The sequence below is a fragment of the Flavobacterium hungaricum genome (assembly GCF_015182285.1).
Taxonomy (GTDB): Bacteria; Bacteroidota; Bacteroidia; order Flavobacteriales; family Flavobacteriaceae; genus Flavobacterium; species Flavobacterium hungaricum.
Genome location: NZ_PRDM01000003.1, coordinates 133,875 through 153,545 on the forward strand (window position 1 = coordinate 133,875; position 19,671 = coordinate 153,545).

12 protein-coding genes are annotated in these 19,671 nt (G+C 36.1%); 10 read left to right on the top strand and 2 right to left on the bottom strand.

All coding sequences use genetic code 11. The features are described from left to right. Positions 1-427 precede the first annotated feature (427 nt). A complete protein-coding gene (locus C4F50_RS13970) occupies positions 428-1,714 on the top strand; it encodes a Glu/Leu/Phe/Val family dehydrogenase (RefSeq protein ID WP_194139270.1) in 1,287 nt (428 codons plus the stop codon). A 133-nt stretch (positions 1,715-1,847) separates the two neighbouring features. After that, positions 1,848-3,071, top strand: coding sequence for a sterol desaturase family protein (locus C4F50_RS13975; protein ID WP_194139271.1), 1,224 nt, complete (start codon positions 1,848-1,850; stop codon positions 3,069-3,071). A gap of 1,034 nt (positions 3,072-4,105) precedes the next feature. Here the strand turns inward: C4F50_RS13975 and susR are convergent. Further along, positions 4,106-5,704 carry a SusR family glycan utilization regulator gene (susR, locus tag C4F50_RS13980; RefSeq protein ID WP_194139272.1) on the bottom strand — a complete coding sequence of 533 codons (1,599 nt, stop codon included), beginning with the start codon at positions 5,702-5,704 and terminating at the stop codon, positions 4,106-4,108. A 475-nt stretch (positions 5,705-6,179) separates the two neighbouring features. On the opposite strand from susR, the gene C4F50_RS13985 reads away from it, so the two are divergent. The 6 genes from C4F50_RS13985 to C4F50_RS14010 all read left to right on the top strand — a co-directional run bounded on the left by C4F50_RS13985 (position 6,180) and on the right by C4F50_RS14010 (position 15,959). Next, positions 6,180-6,701, top strand: a complete 522-nt coding sequence (locus C4F50_RS13985; protein WP_194139273.1) for a DUF5004 domain-containing protein — start codon at positions 6,180-6,182, stop codon at positions 6,699-6,701. Positions 6,702-6,709: 8 nt separating this feature from the next. After that, the gene (locus C4F50_RS13990; RefSeq protein ID WP_194139274.1) at positions 6,710-7,789 is read left to right on the top strand and encodes a hypothetical protein; all 1,080 of its coding nucleotides are present in this window, start codon (positions 6,710-6,712) and stop codon (positions 7,787-7,789) included. A gap of 32 nt (positions 7,790-7,821) precedes the next feature. Continuing rightward, positions 7,822-10,839: a SusC/RagA family TonB-linked outer membrane protein gene (locus C4F50_RS13995; protein WP_228012029.1), complete on the top strand. Its 3,018-nt coding sequence runs from the start codon at positions 7,822-7,824 to the stop codon at positions 10,837-10,839. Between the two features lie 29 nt (positions 10,840-10,868). Beyond that, on the top strand, positions 10,869-12,371 hold the full coding sequence (locus C4F50_RS14000) for a RagB/SusD family nutrient uptake outer membrane protein (protein WP_194139275.1): 1,503 nt from the start codon (positions 10,869-10,871) through the stop codon (positions 12,369-12,371). 299 nt (positions 12,372-12,670) lie between these two features. After that, a complete protein-coding gene (locus tag C4F50_RS14005) occupies positions 12,671-13,915 on the top strand; it encodes a glycoside hydrolase family 99 protein (RefSeq protein WP_194139276.1) in 1,245 nt (414 codons plus the stop codon). Between the two features lie 25 nt (positions 13,916-13,940). Next, the gene (locus C4F50_RS14010; protein WP_194139277.1) at positions 13,941-15,959 is read left to right on the top strand and encodes a glycoside hydrolase family 97 protein; all 2,019 of its coding nucleotides are present in this window, start codon (positions 13,941-13,943) and stop codon (positions 15,957-15,959) included. Positions 15,960-16,269: 310 nt separating this feature from the next. Here the strand turns inward: C4F50_RS14010 and C4F50_RS14015 are convergent, their stop codons facing one another. Beyond that, positions 16,270-17,181 carry a hypothetical protein gene (locus C4F50_RS14015; protein ID WP_194139278.1) on the bottom strand — a complete coding sequence of 304 codons (912 nt, stop codon included), beginning with the start codon at positions 17,179-17,181 and terminating at the stop codon, positions 16,270-16,272. A 176-nt stretch (positions 17,182-17,357) separates the two neighbouring features. Between C4F50_RS14015 and C4F50_RS14020 the strand changes: the two genes are divergently transcribed. Continuing rightward, positions 17,358-17,834 (top strand): MarR family winged helix-turn-helix transcriptional regulator, encoded by a 477-nt coding sequence (locus C4F50_RS14020; RefSeq protein ID WP_194139279.1) that lies wholly within the window; start codon positions 17,358-17,360, stop codon positions 17,832-17,834. Positions 17,835-17,896: 62 nt separating this feature from the next. Continuing rightward, positions 17,897-19,312, top strand: coding sequence for an MATE family efflux transporter (locus C4F50_RS14025; protein WP_194139280.1), 1,416 nt, complete (start codon positions 17,897-17,899; stop codon positions 19,310-19,312). The last annotated feature ends 359 nt before the right edge of the window (positions 19,313-19,671 follow it).

The window sequence follows — 19,671 nt, forward strand, 5'->3', positions numbered from 1 at the left end:
TTAAAGCATAATCCTTTAATTTACAGTTGATTTAGTATTATGTTTTTGTTTTTATGAAAATTAACTCTACTAATTCTATAGAATTTATAAATTTAATTTGTAGCTTTGCTTCAACAATGAAAAACTATAGCCGAAATATGATAACGTCTTTCAACTGCAGCTTTGCGATGTGCTGCATGATGAATCACGTTATGAAATGGCGTTAATAGAGAAAGTACTTGTTAGTTATTTTTTTTTTTAGCCTTTCATTGCACCATGAAAGGCTTTTTTTTGAATTACTAAAACATCAAAATATGAGAACCAATAGAAATATAAACATTATGATGCGCTGCTGTCTTAGAAAAATTCCGTGTTGAATTTGTTCAAATGCAAAAACAGAAGTAATTCTAAAAACTATAAAGTAACCCAAACCTAAAAACTATATATTATGAGTTCAGAAATTATAAAACAGAATCCGTTTCAATCTATGATTGATCGCTTTAATATTGCTGCAGACATTTTAAATTTAGACGAATCAATTAAACAAAAACTGCAGCGTCCAGAAAAACAAATCACTGTAAATTTTTCTATTGTTTTGGATAATGGAAACGTTCAAAACTTTGAAGGATATCGCGTTATCCACAATACTGCGTTAGGGCCGTCAAAAGGCGGTATTCGTTATGACACTGCTGTAAATTTGGACGAAGTGAAAGCACTTGCCGCCTGGATGACTTGGAAATCTGCTGTAACCGGAATTCCGTTTGGAGGAGCAAAAGGCGGCATTATCTGTGATCCAAGAAATCATTCTAAAAAAGAATTAGAAAAAATTACCAGAGCATATACTAAAACATTAGCAGATATTTTCGGACCAGAAAAAGATGTTCCGGCTCCAGATATGGGAACGGGTCCAGACGAAATGGGCTGGCTGATGGATGAATTTTCATTACTGCACGGAAAACCAATTCATGCCGTAGTAACAGGAAAACACCTGCATTCTGGTGGTTCGCTGGGAAGAGTAGAAGCAACAGGAAGAGGAGTGAGCATTATTAGTCTTTTGGCTCTTCAAAAATTAAAAATCAGACCTGCAAGAGCTACTGCCGCGATTCAAGGTTTTGGCAATGTTGGACTGCACTCTGCCTTATTTCTATATGAAAAAGGGGTAAAAATTGTTGCCGTAAGCGATGTCTCTGAAGCTTTTTACAATCCAAACGGATTGAATATCCCAGAATTGATTTTATATTATAATTTAAATAATAAAACCATAAAAGGCTATCCGAATTCGGTAGCAATCAAACATGAAGATTTGCTGCTTTTAGAAGTAGATTTATTGATTCCGGCAGCAAAGGAAGATGTTATTACACAAAAAAATGCTGCAGATATTCAAGCCAGGATTATTGTCGAAGGCGCCAATGGTCCGGTTTCTTCAGATGCAGATCAAATTCTGCACGATAAAAATATATTAGTTGTTCCTGATATTTTGGCCAATGCTGGCGGTGTTACCGTTTCTTATTTCGAATGGCTTCAGAATTCGCTTTTGGAGTCTTGGAGAATTAGCCAAATCAATACGCGTTTGGAAGATATTTTAGAAAAAGGTTTTAATACTGTTTTTAGAGTTGCAGTAAAACACAACGTAACGCCTCGTATTGCTGCTTATATTATTGCTTTGAAAAAAGTAGCCGAAACGCAGTCTGTAAAAGAATTTGCGATCGAAGCGCCTCAGTATAAACAGAATTAAAAATCAGGTTTACTTGGTAAAGATCATTTTCATTAGTTACGTTTTTTTTCTCCCTTTAAAAACGTAATTGGTGGAAATGTCTTTTCGTTTTATTAAATGAATATAAATTTTAGAATCGTAAAGTGTTGAAAAGATGAAGAATATCAATTTCCTAGCCTTTGCCATGCCGGCCTTTTTTCTTTTTTTATTTTTAGAATATAAACTTGCGCAGCGCAAGAAAAGACCAGAAATTTTTAATTACGAAAGTTCTGTTTCAAATATCAGTATTGGAATTGCAGAGCGTTTGATCAACTTATTTATTGCCGCCAGTTTTTATCAGTTGTATTACTTTATTTATGATAATTACAGGATATTTGAGATTCCGAAAAATGCTTTTATTTGGTTTGCCTTAATTCTGGCAACCGATTTTGTCTGGTATTGGTACCATCGATTGGGACATGAGGTCAATTTTTTATGGGCAGCACATATAGTACACCATCACAGCGAAGAATTTAATTTTACAGCCGCCGCCAGGATTACTACTTTTCAGGCCATTATTCGAACGGGATTCTGGTGTGTATTGCCGCTTATCGGTTTTCATCCCACAATGGTTATTACGATGCTCGTTGTGCACGGCGCTTATTCGTTCTTTACACATACACAGTTAATTGGTAAAATAAAATGGCTCGAATACGTTTTTGTAACGCCTTCTGTCCACGGCGTTCATCATGCTTCTGACGAAAAATATCTGGACAAAAATTACGGCGATATGTTTACCTTTTGGGATCGTCTTTTTGGTACTTTTCAAACCGAAGAAGAAAAACCAAAATACGGATTAACACATCCGCTCAAAAGCTATAGTTTTTTATGGCAGCACTTTCATTATTACTTCGAAATCTATGAATTGATGAAACGTTCTAAAGGTTTTAAAGAAAAATGGAAAGCCGTTTTTGGAAGCCCGGCACATATGGATCAGGATATTCGCCCCATCTTGGAAAAACGTTTCCTCCAGGATAAAGCGTGTCCAAATCAAAGATTGCGCTTCAAAAATTACCTGTATATCCAGCTCGGGATCTGCACTTTGTTTCTAACGGCTTTTACCTATTATTTTGATTATTTAGAATTGTATGATAAGGTATTTGTGCTTTTGTTTATCCTTATTACTTTGGTCAACTGCGGCGCTCTTTTAGAACAACGCAAATGGATCTATTATTTAGAATACACCCGGATTTTTATACTGACAACTTACTTTTTGTATGAAGAAGATTTGATTGTATTTTTCTTTGTTCCGATTGCGATTATGATTTTTGCTGAGCAGTTATTCTCTTTGAGTAAACGGTACCAAAATGTTGTTTTGCAGTTGGAGACTACAGAATGAGAAATAACCACGAATTCCCGAATTTTCTTTTCTATCAATCCGTGTAATTAATCGCCACGAATTCACGAATTAAACTAATTCTATCCGCATAGATTTTAAAATAATTCGTGACTTCGTGGCGAAAAGAACTTAAATAGGAATAAGAATCAGCCACGAATTCCCGAATTATTTTTTCTTTTAATTCGTGTAATTATCGCGCATAAATTTCACTTGTTTTTTTAAATAAAAATTCGTGACTTCGTGGCGAAAAAAAACTTAAATAAGAATAAGAAACGGCCACGAATTCCCGAATTAAACTAATTCTATCCGCATAGATTTTAAACTAATTCGTGAATTCGTGGCGAAAACAACTTAAATAGTAATAAGAAACAGCTACGAATTCCCGAATTATTTTTTCTTTTAATTCGTGTAATTATCGCGCATAAATTTCACGTATTATTTTTTAAATAAAAATTCGTGAATTGGTGGCGAAAAAAACTTAAATAAGAATAAGAAACAGCCACGAATTCACGAATTTTATGCAACACACTTGGTGAAATACGCGCTGAATAGTTTCGCGAATTGATTGAATAAAAAGTTATCAATCCGTGTAATTAATCGCCACGAATTCACGAATTAAACTAATTCTATCCGCATAGATTTTAAAATAATTTGTGACTTCGTGGCGAAAAAAAAACTTAAATAGAATAAGAAACAGCCACGAATTCCCGAATTATTTTTTTCTTTTAATTCGTGTAATTATCGCGCATAAATTTCACGTATTTTTTTAAATAAAAATTCGTGAATTCGTGGCGAAAAAAAACTTAAATAGTAATAAGAATCAGCCACGAATTCCCGAATTATTTTTTCTTTTAATTCGTGTAATTATCGCGCATAAATTTCACGTATTATTTTTTAAATAAAAATTCGTGAATTCGTGGCGAAAAAAAAACTTAAATAAGAATAAGAAACAGCCACGAATTCCCGAATTAAACTAATTCTATCCGCATAGATTTTAAAATAATTCGTGACTTCGTGGCGAAAAAAATAGAACCTTAAATAGTCTTTATCGCCATAATCTTCTCTTCAAAAGTATCTTTAAAATCAGATTTACTTTTAATTCTGGTTTTGTACGTATAAATGGTAGCTACAGACAGTTCTAAGAATTCTGCCATTTGACTGCTGTCCTGAATCCCCAAACGATACAAAGCAAAAATGCGCAATTCAGTATTTAAAAGTTCGCCTTTTTTAACGATGCATTTATGATCGCTTGGAAAAAGTTTGTTAAACTCGGTCACAAAAGTGGGAAACAATCTCAAGAAGATTTCGTCAAATTGATGAAATAGATTTTCTCGCTCTTCTTTTACATTATAACGTTTCAAACTCGCAATAACTTCATCTGTTTTTTTGGTGATTATTTTATGCAGTGTGCTTTTTTGAATATGATCTATTTTATTGATGAAAGCTGAGGTTGCCTTTATAAAATAGGTAATGTATTCTTCTTTAATAGCATTCGCTTCACTCAAGCTCACGTTCATTTCCTGCAGCTGCACATACGAAGAAGCCATTATTTTTCGGGCTTTATTCTTTTCTTTTAATTGTTTGAAAATGATTCCTAGGAAAACAAAAATAATCACAGTAAGAATAGTCAAAAGAATAATGATCTTTTCCAGTTTATCGTTTTTATCTTTTACATTATTTAACTGTGCTTTTTCGATAATGGGCAGTATAGACGAAATCTCAATTTTTCGGTGTCTTGCATTATAAAATGTAGCATCGTCCATTGCGATATTAATGTATTCGTTGGCTTTATCCAAATATCCCATTTTAAAGAGTTCGTTGGCTAAATTTCGTAAAGCAACAGTTTCTTTTGTGGCATTTTTAACGTCGGCAATGGCCGCAAGCGCGAGGTACTGAATTGCTTTTTTGGTATAACCGCGTTCCGAATAAATATAGCCCAGACTCGAAGTTGCAATTCCGTAATAATCAGGTGGTAAATTATAGTTGTTTATCCAATAACTGAAAGCAAATTCAGCACCGCGCCAATCCTGCTGTTTCAAGCGCTTTAAGCTTTCGGCGGCCCAATATTCATTAGTATTGGTTCCAATTAATTCTAATGCCTTTTTTAAAAAATGATTTCCCTGCTGTACATAATGAATGTTAAAACGCTGATCACGATTGTAGTCGGCGAGATCATAATAAGCACGGGCTTTTATGTTGTAATATTCAAATTTGTTTTTAAGATCTAATTTAGAATCATCTATGACATTTAGTGTATCAATAGCTTCTTTAAAAAGTCCAGACGAAAGAAGTACAAAACCTTCTTTGATACGGCTTTTGGATAAAAATCTGGGATCTTTTAAAACTTTTGCCTTGATTTTGGCTTCTTCTAAATAATAATAAGCAGAATCGTATTTAAACGATTTGTATTCGTCAAACAGCGAAATGTAACAATTGTACAGTTCTTCATTATTTTGATTGAGTGTAAACTTAGATATATTCTTTTTTAAAGCTTCTATTTTGCGATATTTCTGTTTCAGATATACGTCCTTTTTTAAGAGCACCTGATCTAATTCTTCTAAATACGGATTTGTCTCTTTCGCAGTTAAAGACGAACCGATTATAAAGAAAAGCAGCATCAATATTCTTTGCATGATTTTTTTTGGTTTAAGTAAAGGTTGGTTTTTGATATAGTTAGTCTAATTCGTTAAAATTTAAAATACGTTTGAGAGTTTTGAAATTTTCTGTTTTTGAAATTTCTAGTCAGTGTAATAACATCGCTTTGAAAGTGCTTTTTAGCGTAAAATCAAGCTATAAATGTTAAAAATAGTTGATTTATTTGCAATTATACAATAAAAAGAAGTTATATGTGTGTATAGTGAAAAAATTATGCTCAATATTTTTCATATTGTCATTTTTACCATTTAAAAAAGGCCTCATTTCATCTAAACAGCATCTTGATTTTTTGAATGTAAAAATAATTTTAATTATTTGATATTCAATGTTTTGGTTTTAAAAATAGTTGTATTTAGTCTTGATTTTTATCAGATATTTTTTTTAAGATTTATTTAACTTCTAGCTTCGTTCTATCCTTTTGAAGGGTAACATACTAACAAAAACCAAAAATTTATGAGATGTAAAACTGTTTATTGGTTAGCTCTTTTCATGTGTTTTTTTGCGATTAGCTGCGACAACACAGAAGACGGAAGCTACGTAAATCCGATTACTATTTATGAAAAAGTAAATGGCAATTGGGGATTAACAAATTTGAAAATGGTTGATGAAGTTGCGAAAGCAAATAAAATCGAACCAAGTGAAGAAAACTTGAGCACCTATTTTAACTACGAAGATTTTAAAATCAACTTAAGCGTAGACGAAAACAACAAACCTACAAGTTATCAAGTAACTGGAAATGTTCCTCCATTATTCGCGCCAAAAGGATATTGGCAGCTAAGCTCAGATTTCCAGCAGACTAGCGGAACAGCAACAAGAATCTACTTGTACAGCGACGCTCAAAAAACACAAAAAACAGATGAACTCAGATTGATCTCAGTTCCAGGTAAAAATGAAGAAATGCAGCTTCAATTGGTACGCTCTTCTGGCGGAACCCCTTTTGTGTCTTACATATTCAAATTAACTGCTATTAACTAATGAGTGATATGAAAAAGTTTATCTATACAATTTTACTAGCTTTTTTAACGGTGCCTAATTTGATGACGGCGCAGGAAAATGCTGGAGCTGTCGGGCCTATGTCATCATCGCCTGTCGTTTATAAGTATGATGAAAAGGTAACGTGGTTCTTTGACATGTCTGGAACTACATTTGCCGAAACAGAAGATTTGTACATCTGGATTTGGTCTCCATCTGAACCAGACGCTGGAAATTGGGAAAACTCATCCGATTTTGCCAAATTAAAATACGAAGGCAATAAAATCTGGAGTTTTACTTTGACACCGACTGTTTATTTTTCTAAAACTCCAGCCGAAATTGCGGCAAGTGCCGGTTTTTGGTTTAGACTTAAAAACAAAAACGGATCAAAACAAAGTGATGTTGCCAATATGGCTTACACCGATTTTTCTTCTTTCTACACGGCTAATGAAGTCATTAGATCCTATCCTGCAAAACCATTAATTGACAAACCAGTAAGTATATTGTTCAATTCTAATTTAAAAGCTGGTTTTGAAGGTGTTGAGAGTGTGCATTTTCATAGTGGATTAAACAATTGGGCTGTTTTGCAGGAATATCAAGCTTGGCTTCCGGATGTTTCTGAGAAAACTAAACTAAAAGATCTAGGAAATGGTTTTTATAAAATGGACATAATTCCGCAGCAATATTACAATACCGAACCAGGTTTTGTAATGGAAAATATCACTTTCCTGATGGTTGCAAAAGACTGGGCAGCAAATTCTGGTGATCAAATTATTTATGCCGGAGAATTTATTCCGCCGCCGCCGCCGGTTTTTGCTTTTTTCCCTCTGCAGATTAGTCAGAGAGATTTTCTGGGAATGTCTAGAAAAAACAATGAGTCTGGTGTAAACAAACTGATCTACACCATAACAGCTGGTTCTAAAGTAATTTCTGGAGAGTTTACAGGAGGAACCGCAGAAATTAAAGGGTTTGTCAATTTAGTTTCAGAATTAAACGGAATTCCAAGTTTGTCTGAAATTCATGTTTTAGTTAAAGACAATAAAGACAAGACTATTTCGGACACTACAATTCCGCTTAAAACTTTAGACTAATAATTCACTATTAAATTAAAACACCAATTCTAATGAATAGTAAAAATACAAAAGGCGTCCTGCATCAAATGTGGACTGCTAAAGGAGCGGTATTGTTGATTTTCATGCTTTTTCTTTCTGCTGGAATATTCGCGCAGGGAAAAAAGCAGGTATCAGGAACCGTTTATGATAATACAGGCAGTGTTTTGCCGGGAGCTTCTGTTATTGAAGTTGGAACTAAAAACGGAACAACAACCGATTTTGATGGTAAATTCAGCTTGCAGGTAGCTGTAGGTGGTGCAATCGAAGTTTCGTTTATTGGTTCGACAACACAAAAAATACAGATAACTGCCAACAGTAACAATATCGAAGTACGTCTGCAAAACGACGGCTATGCCTTGGCAGAAGTACAGGTAGTTTCTGTAGGGTATGGAAAAGTAAAAAAATCAGACTTAACGGGAGCTGTTTCTACCGTTGGAGCAGATGATTTGGTAAAAGGAACCATTTCGTCTACAGAACAGGTTTTACAAGGAAAAGTGGCAGGTTTAAATATTATTCGTCCTTCTGGAGATCCTGCGGCGGGTTCAACCATTCGTCTGCGCGGCGGTACTTCTTTAACAGCAAGCAACAGTCCGCTTATTGTAGTAGACGGTATTGCAGGAGTAGACATCAATGTTGTACAGCCGGCCGATATTAAATCGGTTGATGTTCTTAAAGACGCTTCGGCAACTGCAATCTATGGATCCAGAGGAGCAAACGGTGTGATCATGATTACCACTAAATCGGGAACAAAAGGAGTTTCGGTTACTTACAGCGGTTTGTCGAGTGTCGGTTATGTTACTGATAATTTAGATCTTTTATCAGCCAATCAATGGCGCGGTTACGTTCGTCAGACCAATAATATGGACGCAGTAGATTACGGCGGCAATACCAATTGGCAAAAAGCTATTGAGCAAACGGCAATTTCGCAGTCTCATACTTTAAGCATTAATTCTGGGAAAGCCGACAGCGGTTTCAGGACTTCGATTTCTTACCTTAACAACGAAGGCGTTATCAAAAAATCGGGTTTAGAAAGAATCAGCGGTAATGTAAGCGGCTACCAATTTTTGGGCGACAACAAAGAGGTAAAATTTGATATGGGATTATTTGCCAATATTGACAAATGGCATCCAATCGATTATAGAATTTTTGAAAGAGCGTATAACTTAAACCCAACCATTCCGGTTTACAATGAAGATGGATCATTTTCTTCTGTAACAGGAAATATTTACCAAAATCCAGTTGAGATTTTAACCAATAGAACCTTTGATAACGAAAGACACCGACTCTTAGGATACTTTAAAACAGAGGTTAAATTTTTAAAAGATTTTACAGCTACAGCTAATATTTCACTAGAACATAATGCTGTAAAAGGCGGTACGTACAAACCTTCTTATGCTGTGATGGAAGGACAGACAGAAGGCGGTTTTGCGCAAAGAAGTTATGCTGAGTTTACCAACGCACAAGGCGAACTTTATGTAAATTATAATAAAGTAATTGGCAAACACAACATTAGTGCTTTGGCCGGATATTCTTATCTCGAAAATATCTATGAAGGTTTTGGAGCGCAGAGAGGCGGTTTTGTAACAGATGCTTTTAGCTACAACAATTTAGGTGCAGGTTACAATTATCGTTTGGGCGATGTGTATTCATACAAAGGAAAATCAAATTTAGTGTCTTTTTATGCCCGTGCTAACTATGGTTACGACGGAAAATATTTATTGACTGCAACTGTAAGACGTGACGGATCAAGCCGTTTTGGAGAAAATAATAAATGGGGAACTTTTCCCTCGGCGTCTGCAGCATGGAGAATTTCTAACGAAGGATTTATGGAATCTTCAAAAGGCTGGCTAGACAATTTAAAACTAAGAGTAGGTTACGGAGTTACTGGGAATCAAGACGGAATTGGAGAATACAAATCGCTTTCTATTCTAGGAGTTGGAAACGACAGTTATTATGACCCAATTACCAAAACCTGGAGTTTGGCTTATTCTCCAAAACAAAATCCGAATCCTGATCTAAAATGGGAATCTACAGAACAAATCAATGTTGGTTTTGATTTCGGTTTGTTTAACAGAATTACAGGATCATTCGAATATTATTCTAAAACAACAAAAGATTTATTGTACACGTACGAAGTGCCTCAGCCTCCTTATTTAGTAGGAACAATGCTGGCAAACGTTGGTGAAATGTCAAACAAAGGAGTAGAATTAACTTTGAATGCGGATATTGTAAAAGGCGATAAATTTAATTGGAATGCCAATTTGACACTGGGTCATAACGTTCAAAAAATCGAAAAACTTTCAAACCCAACTTATAAAACAGATGTAATCTACAGCGGATCTCTTCATGGTCTGGCAGGTATGTCGGGACAATATTCTCAGATTATTGCCGAAGGCTATCCTGTTGGAACTTTCTGGGGATTCAAAAATGCGGGCTTAGATGCCGATGGAAAAATTCAGTATTACAACGCAGCCAATGAAGTAGTTGCTGAAAGTGCTTTGGTAGATGCAGACAAAAGAGATTTAGGCAATATCCAGCCTGATTTGACTTTAGGTATCGGAATGAATTTTACATATGAAAAATTTGATTTAGGAATTTCGGGTTACGGAATGTTTGGTCAAAAAGCTTTAAATGCAACCAATATGATGTTGAACGATCCGAACAGATTACCGGCCTTTAATGTTCCGGATGATTTCTTGTCAAGCGGTATCACTTCTTCGCCAAAGTATTCTGATTATTGGATCGAAGATGCATCTTTGTTTAGAATTCAAACAGTATCTCTGGGTTATACGCTGCCATTAAAATATAAAAACTCTAAAGTCAGGTTTTATGTAATGGGAGAAAATCTATTTGTATTTACAAGTTACAAAGGAGTAGATCCGGAGATTGGTTTAAATGCTCAGGACGGAATTAATCAAACTGGTAAAATGGACACAACCGGATTGGCAGCTCCTGGAATTGACAGATACAACAACTATCCTCGACCAACTACTATTTCTGTTGGACTAAATTTTACGCTGAATAATTAAGGCGAATTGATAACCATAAAATATTAAAAATGAAAATCAAAATAACAGCAGCACTACTTTTAAGTATGCTTTTTACGGTATCATGTACAGATTTGGATGAACAGCTGTATGATCAGGTAGAAGACGGGAATTTTGGAAACACAACAAAGGAGGTCGATGCGCTTGTAGGAGGTGCGTACTCTTCGTTAAGAGGATTTTCTGATGCGATATCAAATAACTTTCCAACCTGCGAATATGTTTTCTTTTTGAATGAAGTTGTTTCAGACGAAGCAACCATCCCTACAAGAGGAACCAACTGGTACGACGGCGGACAATACCAAGATGCGCAAAGACATACTTGGAAAGCCGATAACAGAATGATTCTTTCGGCTTGGCGTTACAATTATACTGGAATTGCAAAGATCAATGCGATCATTTATCAAATCAATAAATCGTCTTTGTCAGAAACTGCAAAAGCGCCGATTTTTGCAGAGTTAAAAGCACTGAGAGCCTATTACTATTACAATCTTTTAGATTTATTTGGAAATGTGCCAATCGTAACCAATTTTGAAGATACCGATCTTCCGACAAATTCAACCAAAAAACAAGTCTATGATTTTGTCGAAAAAGAATTGACAGACGCCATTCCATATCTTACTTCGAATGTAGTGTATTCTAAACTGACCAAAAATGTAGCTTATTCTATTCTGGCAAGATTGTATCTCAACTCGCAAGCGTTTATAGGAACAGCACGCTGGCAGGACTGTATTGATATGTGCCAAAAAATTTCTGGATATACTTTGACACCTGATTTCTTTGCCAATTTTGCTACAGAAAACCAGACTTCAACTGAAATCATTTTTGCGATTCCGTACGATTCTAAAGCGGGAACGGTTGGAAACTATATGAACTCGATGTCTGCACATTACAATCAAAAATTGGCTATTTCTGCAATAGGAAACTATCCTTGGAGCGCCAACGGAATGTGCGCGCAGCCAGGCGTATATTCGGCTTTTGCAGATACAGACAAAAGAAAAAAATGCATGCTGCAAGGCGATCAGATCAACTTAGCAACGGGTTCTGTAATTATGATGGACAACGGGGAACCGCTTACCTACACAGAAAATTTGACCAGTTTAACTGATGCCAAAGAAAATGAGGGAGTTCGTCTAGCTAAATATGAAATGAAAGCAGGAGAACAATGGGAACGCGATCATGATTTTGTATTGATTCGATACGCAGAAATTTTGATGATGCAGGCAGAATGTTACGTGCGCTTGGGTTCGCCAGAATTAGCCAGACCATTTTTACAGCTAGTAACAGCACGTGCAGGAGAAGAAATGCCGGCAGCTATCGATCTTGATTTTATTGATAAAGAGCTTCTTAAAGAATTTGCGTTTGAAGGAAGAAGAAGAACAGATAACATCCGATTCGGAACGTTCTTTGGCGAATGGTGGGAAAAAGGAACAACGCCGGCTTATAGAGCGATATTTCCAATTCCGAGCACGGTCTTAACGACTAATAAAAACCTAAAACAAAATCCTGGGTATTAGGTTCTTTACTGTCAGTCTTCCATGTTGGTTAGTCGTGGAAGGCTGACCTGTTTTTGTTTTTTTTGGGTCTAAGAATTACTGGATATTTTTTTTTTCACGCAGATTTTGCAGAATTATTTTAATGCAAAATGATTCAAAATTTTCATGAAACTTGTGAATCGGTGAAAAAAAATGGGCCAGATCTCGAAAATCTGCGTGAAATAATTTTAGTCACCAGAAGGATTAAAAAAGGAATACAAAATCAAAGAGAATCTTTTAAGAAGCGGCAAAAAATATAAAATAATAACTAATACATCAGTATGAAAAAATATATCACATCGATGGTTTTGGGTTTGATGACCATTGTGATGGCCGCTGGATGCAGCAGCGATGACAAAGGCTCGGACAAACCCGTAGAACCAGAGAAAATAGCAGCTGTTGCGATTGAGAAAACCAACAGCACCAAAATTTATATGCACTACATGCCGTGGTTTGAAACCAATGAAAGCAGTGCCGATAAAAAATGGGGATACCATTGGACAATGGCAAATAAAAATCCGAACAATGTAGGAGCAAACGGCCGAAGAGAAATTGCATCGTATTATTATCCGCTGATTGGACCCTATCACTCAGGCGATAAGAATGTGATCGAAAACCATTTATTATTGATGAAATATGCAGGAATAGACGGAGTTCTTATCGATTGGTACGGCACTTATGATGTGAATGATTACAGAATGGTCAAAGAAAATACAGAACAGCTTATCGATATGCTGGAAAAAGTGGGCTTAGAATATGCAATTGTTTATGAAGACCGTTTTTTGACTAATGTGGTAAACGCAGGAAAAGCAATCTCAGTAACCAGTGCAGCAAAAACAGATCTCGCTTATGTACAAAATAATTATTTTACTGATGCTAATTATATCAAAATTAATGGCAGGCCTTTATTAATGAATTTTGGTCCAATTACTTTACAGACACCAGCAGAGTGGACAAACGTCTTTAATACTTTAACCGCAAAACCAACATTCTTGACCCTTTGGGACCATTCTGTAAAAGCAGGTGAAAATGCATCTGGAGAATACGCCTGGGTTTATAAAAACAGCAGTTATCTAACTAATTTCTATACCAATACAAAACCAAAATTAAGCGTGGCAATGGGAGCTGCTTATCCTGGTTTTAAAGATTTTTATGCTGAAGGCGGCGGCGGTGCAGCAATCGGCTGGACAATCGAACATAATAATGGAGCTGCTTTGGATGAAACTTTAGCTTTAGCTAAAAATGCCAATGTAAATTATTTACAATTAATTACTTGGAATGATTTCGGTGAAGGGACCATGATCGAACCTACGGTCGAATTCGGTTACTCTTATATCGAAAAAATTAAAGCTTTTTCGGCTGTAAAAAATACAGAAAGTGCGTTTCCGGATATAAGTAAATTGTATGATTTGCGTGTACAGAAAAAAGGAAATGCCGCTGCACAGCAAAAACTCGATCAGGTCTTTAATTATTTTGTTTCGATGCAGCCAGCAAAAGCAAAACAGTTACTAAGCGAAATAAAATAAGAGTTGTAATCAATACAATTAAATAATGAGAAACAGAAAATATAGATACTGTCTAATAGCACTGGCATCAATGCTGCTTTTTGCCTGCAGTACTAAAAAAACGTATAAAATCAGTTCGCCTGGTAAAATTACAGAACTTACTTTTGAATTAACGCCATCTGGTCAGCCGCAATATCGTTTTTCGTCAAGCGGAAAATCGGTTATAGAACCCTCTTTAATGGGATTTGAATTTCAAGGAATTGCAAAAATGACCGATGGTTTTGAAGTTGTTTCTACCGAAGAAAAAGCAGCTGATGAGACTTGGGAACAGCCTTGGGGAGAATTTAAAAAAGTAAGAGATCATCATAACGAATTCATTGTTCACCTAAAAGAATCAAAAGGCGAGGAGCGTTTGGTGGATATCATCTTTAGGGTTTTTGATGATGGCGTGGGATTTCGATATGAATTTCCGAAACAGCCTCATTTAGGAAAAGTAAAAATTTCTAACGAAGTGACGCAGTTTACTTTTAAGGATAATAATGAAGTTTGGTGGATTCCGGTGCATCGCGAAAACAGTTATTACGAAAGTGAATACCGTAAAACGCTGATGAGTAAAACAGATACTATTAATACCCCTGCTACTTTTGAAACCAAAGACCAATTGTATGTTGCGATTCATGAAGCCAATTTAACCGATTTTGCCTCAATGACGTTATTAAAAACTACCGATAAACAATACAAAAGCGATTTGGTGCCTTGGGCAGACGGTGTAAAAGTATATGCCGAAACACCTTTTAAAACTCCGTGGAGGACAATTGTAGTGGGTAAAAATCCTGGTCAGGTAGCGACTTCGACTATTATGCTTAATCTGAACGAACCTTCAAAAATTGAAGACCTTTCTTGGATTACGCCATCAAAATATATCGGAATCTGGTGGGGAATGCACTTGGAAAAATTCACTTGGGGACAAGGACCCAAACATGGTGCAACAACCAAAAACACCAAAGAATATATTGATTTTGCTGCAAAGAATAATTTCGACGGTGTTTTGGTAGAAGGATGGAACGAAGGCTGGGATGGCGACTGGACTGCTGATGGTGCTGCGTTTAGTTTTACAAAAGCCTATCCAGATTTTAATCTGGAAGAAATAACCAAATATGCCGCCATTAAAAATGTTCGTTTAATTGGCCACCATGAAACGGCGGGAGCAACCAAAAATTATGAAAATCAGTTGGAAGATGCTTTTAAGCTGTATCAGAAAATGGGCGTAAACTCGGTAAAAACGGGTTATGTCAATAAATATTTAGATAAAAAAGAATGGCACGACAGTCAATATGGAGCACGTCATTATAGAAAAGTAATCGAAACTGCTGCGAAGTATCACATTATGATCGACAATCACGAACCAATGAAAGGAACAGGTTTACAGCGTACCTACCCCAACTTTATGTCGCAAGAAGGCGGACGCGGACAGGAATATAATGCATGGTCTGCAGACGGAGGCAATACACCAGAACATTTAACCACGTTGCCTTTTACCAGAATGCTTTCCGGTCCTTTTGATTACACGCCGGGAAATTTCAATTTTGATTATAAGACACCGTCTGGGGCAAAAGTACAGACTACTTTGGCCAATCAATTGGCATTGTATGTCATTATTTTTAGTCCGCTGCAAATGGCATCCGATTTACCAGAAAATTATGAGGGTAAGCATGAATTTCAATTTGTAAAAGAAGTTCCGTGTACTTGGTCAGACACTAAAGTTTTAGATTCTAAAATTGGAGAATATACCACAATTGTGCGTCAAGACTGGGACGAGAAAAATTGGTATTTAGGTTCCATCACAAACAGAAATGCGCGCGACTTAAAAGTGACATTGTCATTTTTAGATAAGAACAAAGAATACGAAGCCGAAATTTATGCCGATGGAGCAGGAGCAAATTACAAAACCAATCCGTATCCGGTTACAATCTCTAAACAAAAAGTAAATAACAAAACCACATTAAACCTAAAATTGGCCGCTGGAGGCGGAACAGCAATAAAATTTTCACCAATTGAGAAATAGTTTTTTTTTGAGGCTCTAAGATTGTAAGTTCCTAAGAAACGTAGTTCTTATTTTAAGTTAAATAGTTTATTTTGAGTTAAGTTTAAGTTTGATCAGCAAACCCGATGTCGATTACGATGTCGGGTTTGTTTTTTTTATGCGGATTTTTTTATAACCGCAAAGTACGCAAAGTACTATTTAATTAAATGCATAGAAAACGCAAAGTTCGCAAAGCTTTGTCTAGATAAAGCTTTGCGAACTTTGCGTTAAAAAAAACTCAGAACCTTAGTATCTTAGTATCTCAGAACCTAAGCATCTTGCATCTTAAAACTTAATGCTTATAAAGCTTCACATGGTTTCCAAACGTATAGGTTGCGGTAATTGTCGGACCATTATATCCCCATTTTAAGAATCCGTTTAATCTTTCTTCCTGATCGTCTATTCTAAAATTCAGACCGGTGTATCCTGCCGTTAAGCTAAAGTTTTGATATACATTATATAAAACAGAAAGGTTGTAACTGATAATACGTCCGCTGATGTTATCTACTTTGGCCGAAAGGTAATTGGCATTGACAAATAAGCCGAACTTTGGCGCCAGAACAAATTCTCCCCAAATTCCAACATCTGGCAGCGGTGCTGTAAAAGCAAAATTATCTCTGATTTCTCCGCTTCCCTGTTGGGTTTCTGTTCGAAGGCCGAGATCACCAAAAAGGACATGCGCTCCTATAAGTAATCCCGCTTCGTATTTAGGTTTAGATAAAAAAGCATATCCGTAGTAAATCCTAGCGATCTGAACATCAAAAAAAGCGGTTACCAAAACATCAACATTGTACGTATGGTCTTTAAAAACAATTTCTTTTTCCAATCTCTTGCTCGAACTTCTGTTTAAAACAAAATATTCGGTACCCAATCGGGATCTTCTTGAAATTCTCCAGTCAAAAGTTCCCATAAAAGAAGTGCTGGATTTATTAAATCCTAAATCATCCTCAAGATCAATCATGGTTCCCGAATTTCCGTTTCTTGCCACTTGTACCTGCGTGTTGTTTACAGGAAAAAAAGCGCCTGCAGTTACTTTAAACCTTCTGGCGTGCCAAGGCAGATCTTCTGCATATTGATCTTGAAAATCGTCATTGGCTGCATTGTTGGTTGATAAGCTTTCGCTCAGCATATTATCTGCAGCAGTTTGCGCTTTTATCGGAATCCAAAAAAGCGTTAGTATCCAAAAAGCGAATATTTTTTTCATCAGAGTGGTTTTAAGTTGTTGATTAGGAAAGTTTTAGCAATTAAAGTTAGTAAAAATTATCTTTCATTTTTCTTTTTTGCATTAAAATGTTATAGTTAAGAATCTGGTTGTGAGATAAATATATAAGTGAGTAAAAAAAATAGTTGACATATCACTCTTTTTTGTAACTTTGCCACATGGAACTAAAACACAGCGATAAAGAAAGTTTTTCAAATTTTTGGAAGGAAGAAATATCAGATAGTTTTTTCTTTCAGATTCATCGTATTAAGCGAGCGATCTTCAGGCGCACCAATGCATTAATGAATGATGCAGGAATTACACTGCAGTTAGAGCAATTGCCATTATTGATGATTTTGCATCATAACAGTCTTTCGCAGCGTGAATTATCAGATAAAACCATGCGGGATAAATCGTCTATTCTGAGAAGTATTACAGCGCTTGAAAAAAAGAATTTGGTTGAGGTTGTAAAAGATAAATCGGATAAACGCAAAAATATTGTCAGTTTAACAAGTGAAGGCATTACATTAGCAAAAAGCATTAGGACTTTGATGAAAAAGGCGGAAGAAGAAGTGATGTCTGTTTTTACGCCAAAAGAAAAAATGGAAGCTTTGAATGCAGTCAGATCTTATGCTGATAAGCTGGAATTACTTTAATTTTTTTTGAACTATAAAAGTTGATATGTCAACTTAATTGTACAATATTATTTAAAAAATAAATGAAAAAAAGCGAATTGTTAGAAGGGCCGATCCTTTCTTCGTTATTAAAATTAGCGGTTCCGATTATGATTGCTAATCTGCTGCAGGCTGCATACCAATTGGTGGATGCTTTTTGGGTTGGGCGTTTGGGTGGTGATGCCGTTGCTGCCGTTTCGATAAGTACACCTGTGATATTTTTAACTATTGCATTAGGAACTGGACTTGCCATTGCAGGTTCTATTTTAATTGCACAATATTTTGGTGCCGGAAATCAGGAAATGGTTAACCATGTTGCCGCGCAGACTTTGTCAATGGTGATTATAGTTTCGATAGTTTTATCTATAATCGGATATATATTGAGTCCATATTTTTTATACCTGCTAAAGGTGGAACCTCAGGTTTATATAGACGCATTGGGATTTATGAGGGTGGCGTTTGTAGGTTTGGTTTTTAGTTTCGGATTCATGATTTTTCAATCCATTATGCGTGGTGTGGGGCGTGTGACGCTTCCGGTTTATATTGTGCTGGGAACAGTGATTTTGAACTTCGCCTTAGATCCGTTATTTATTTATGGATGGAAATTTATTCCGGCAATGGGAGTAAAAGGTGCTGCTCTGGCTACTTTATCGACACAGTTTTTGGCAATTATTATAGGTTTTGCTATCCTGTTTAGAGGAAAACACGGAATTCATTTGCGTATTTCTGATTTTAAGCCTGATTATAAGCATATCAAGAAAGCATTTGAAATTGGTTTTCCGTCTTCGATTGAGCAGTCGATGCGCGCCTTAGGCATGATGGCGATTACATTTTTGATTGTTCGTTTCGGAACGACTACAGTTGCTTCTTACGGTGCTGGTTCTAATTTAATTCAGCTTATTTTGATTCCGGCTTTAGGATTGTCAATGGCTATTGCAACTTTGGTTGGGCAGAATATTGGTGCGGGAAAAGTAGATCGCGCTGCCGAAATCTCAAAATTAGGTGCTTACCTCGGTTTTGGACTTTTGACGGGGCTTGGAATAATCGCTTTTATTTTTGCGCCATATTTGATTGCTTTTTTTGTTCCAAGAGATCAAGCGGTTATTCAAGGGGGGACAGAATTACTTCGAATTACGTGTCTTTCTTGGGGATTTTTGGGACTGCAGTTGTGTTTGACTGGTGTCTTTCGTGCGGTTGGAAATACCAAACTGCCGATGATTTTGACTTTGGTGTCGCAATGGGTCATTCAGTTTCCACTGGCGTTTATTTTATCTCATAATACTTCTTTGGGTAAAGTGGGTATTTGGTGGGCTTTTCCAATTGCTTCGGTTGTAACGGCTTTGATTACGGTGATTCTTTATGTAAAAGGGGATTGGAAAAAAGAACGTTTAACGGGTAAAACGAATAAATTGATCGGTAAGGTGGAAAGCGAAATTGTTAAGGAGGGGTTTTCTTCTTAGGTTTTTTAGGTTTTGAGGTTTTTGGAGGTTTTTGGAGGTTTTACCGCAAAGATTCGCAAAGATTTTTCGCAGAGGTTCGCTAAGTTTTTTATGTGCTGTGGTTTAAGGGGTGTATTTTATCGCAAAGAGACGCAAAGAATTATCGCAGAGGTTCGCAAAGATATTGTATTATGCTGTAGTGTAAGGGGTGTATTTACCGCAAAGAGACGCAAAGATTTTTCGCAGAGGTTCGCAAGGATTTTTTGCAAAAAAAACACACAGGTAAAATGCTGTTATTTCTGAAATAAAAACAAAAACATTTTTTTGAAAACGATTGCCGCGTGAGGGATGGGAGAAAGCTGCCGAAGCAGCTCGTACAG

Bases quoted from the DNA above. Each gene is read 5' to 3' on its own strand.
- C4F50_RS13970 (WP_194139270.1), top strand. From the start codon at position 428: ATGAGTTCAGAAATTATAAAACAGAATCCGTTTCAATCTATGATTGAT.
- C4F50_RS13990 (WP_194139274.1), top strand. From the start codon at position 6,710: ATGAAAAAGTTTATCTATACAATTTTACTAGCTTTTTTAACGGTGCCT.
- C4F50_RS14020 (WP_194139279.1), top strand. From the start codon at position 17,358: ATGGAACTAAAACACAGCGATAAAGAAAGTTTTTCAAATTTTTGGAAG.
- C4F50_RS14010 (WP_194139277.1), top strand. From the start codon at position 13,941: ATGAGAAACAGAAAATATAGATACTGTCTAATAGCACTGGCATCAATG.
- C4F50_RS14015 (WP_194139278.1), bottom strand. From the start codon at position 17,181: ATGAAAAAAATATTCGCTTTTTGGATACTAACGCTTTTTTGGATTCCG.
- C4F50_RS13995 (WP_228012029.1), top strand. From the start codon at position 7,822: ATGAATAGTAAAAATACAAAAGGCGTCCTGCATCAAATGTGGACTGCT.
- C4F50_RS14000 (WP_194139275.1), top strand. From the start codon at position 10,869: ATGAAAATCAAAATAACAGCAGCACTACTTTTAAGTATGCTTTTTACG.
- C4F50_RS13985 (WP_194139273.1), top strand. From the start codon at position 6,180: ATGAGATGTAAAACTGTTTATTGGTTAGCTCTTTTCATGTGTTTTTTT.
- susR (WP_194139272.1), bottom strand. From the start codon at position 5,704: ATGCAAAGAATATTGATGCTGCTTTTCTTTATAATCGGTTCGTCTTTA.
- C4F50_RS14005 (WP_194139276.1), top strand. From the start codon at position 12,671: ATGAAAAAATATATCACATCGATGGTTTTGGGTTTGATGACCATTGTG.
- C4F50_RS13975 (WP_194139271.1), top strand. From the start codon at position 1,848: ATGAAGAATATCAATTTCCTAGCCTTTGCCATGCCGGCCTTTTTTCTT.
- C4F50_RS14025 (WP_194139280.1), top strand. From the start codon at position 17,897: ATGAAAAAAAGCGAATTGTTAGAAGGGCCGATCCTTTCTTCGTTATTA.